Origin of the sequence: Streptomyces sp. NPDC058964 (assembly GCF_042741275.1) — a bacterium.
Taxonomy (GTDB): domain Bacteria; phylum Actinomycetota; class Actinomycetes; order Streptomycetales; family Streptomycetaceae; genus Streptomyces.
Genome location: NZ_JBHYKH010001030.1, coordinates 1 through 1,159, shown reverse-complemented (window position 1 = coordinate 1,159; position 1,159 = coordinate 1). Strand labels below are relative to the sequence as shown.

Genomic DNA, 1,159 nt, shown 5'->3' with positions numbered 1-1,159 from the left:
GATCGAGCTGTTCACCAAGCCCGACGCCTACCCGACCGACGTCTACGTGCTGCCCAAGCACCTCGACGAGAAGGTCGCCCGCCTCCACCTCGACGCCCTCGGCGTCAAGCTGACCACGCTCCGTCCGGAGCAGGCCGAGTACATCGGCGTCAAGGTCGAGGGCCCGTACAAGGCGGACCACTACCGCTACTGAGCACGCGACCGCCGGGGCGTCCTGCACCCCGGCGGTCACCTCCGTGCGGTGGCGGGCCTCTACAGCGCCGCCTCCAGCTCCAGGCAGGTCGCGTAGTCCGGCAGGATGCCCGCTTCCAGCGCCTGAGCCAGCGTGGGGGCCGCGACATGACGCTCGGACATGACCGGCTCCGCGCCCTCGAGCGTGAGAGGCAGGGCGAGTTCCGGGTCCAGCGGGGAGACCGCGAGCTCGTGTTCCGCCACGTACGGACCGGACATGAGGTACACCAACGTGGTGTCGTTCTCCAGTGCGACGAACCCATGGCCCACACCGATCGGCAGATACGTCGACCGGAAGGTGTCCTGGCCGAGCTCCACCGTGTCCCACTCGCCGAAGGTGGGCGATCCCACCCGCAGGTCGACGACGAAGTCCAGCGCCCGGCCACGCCCGCACGTGACGTGCTTGGCCATGCCCGGCGGTGTCGCTGTGAAGTGCACACCGCGCACCACGCCGCGGCTCGACCGGCTCTGACAGGTCTGGAAGACGGGCATGGCGTGCCCGCTCGTCCTCGTGAACTGCGGCTGCTGGTACGTGGTCACGAACAGGCCGCGCCGGTCGGGGAAGATTTCCGGAGTGAACTCATAGGCGCCCTCGACGGAGAGTTCCCTGACGGTCGTGGGCGCGGTCGCGCCGATGGGTCGAGTCGTCATCACAGAGGCCCGCGATCCGATCACTCGCCCCACTTCATGTAGATGACCGGCGGCTCACGGCCGGGCAGCTGACGCAGAGGCGCGCAGTCCAGGCCGAGGACCTCCCGCAGCGCGGTGGTCTCACCGGGCCACTTCGGGTGGGCCAGCTCGTCGAACGCGAGGATGCTGCCCTTGGTCAGGTGCGGCCGGATCACCTCCAGGAGCTCCTTGGTCGGCTGGTGGAGATCCAGGTCGAAGTAAGCCATGGCGATGACCGTCTCCGGGTTCTCCTCCAGAT

Annotated in this window: 2 protein-coding genes and 1 pseudogene; 1 reads left to right on the top strand and 2 read right to left on the bottom strand. The window is 68.6% G+C overall.

Translation table 11 applies throughout. The annotated features are described in order from the left end of the window. A partial coding sequence (locus ACFW2E_RS47425) for an adenosylhomocysteinase (protein ID WP_384478524.1) occupies positions 1-193 on the top strand: 193 nt, incomplete at its 5' end. Positions 194-252: 59 nt separating this feature from the next. Here ACFW2E_RS47425 and ACFW2E_RS47420 read toward each other — a convergent pair. Both ACFW2E_RS47420 and ACFW2E_RS47415 read right to left on the bottom strand, forming a co-directional pair. Then, complete coding sequence (locus ACFW2E_RS47420; protein WP_384478521.1) at positions 253-882, bottom strand: dTDP-4-dehydrorhamnose 3,5-epimerase family protein; 630 nt, start codon at positions 880-882, stop codon at positions 253-255. 20 nt (positions 883-902) lie between these two features. Beyond that, positions 903-1,159 (bottom strand): annotated as a pseudogene (locus ACFW2E_RS47415) (class I SAM-dependent methyltransferase); the annotation flags it as partial.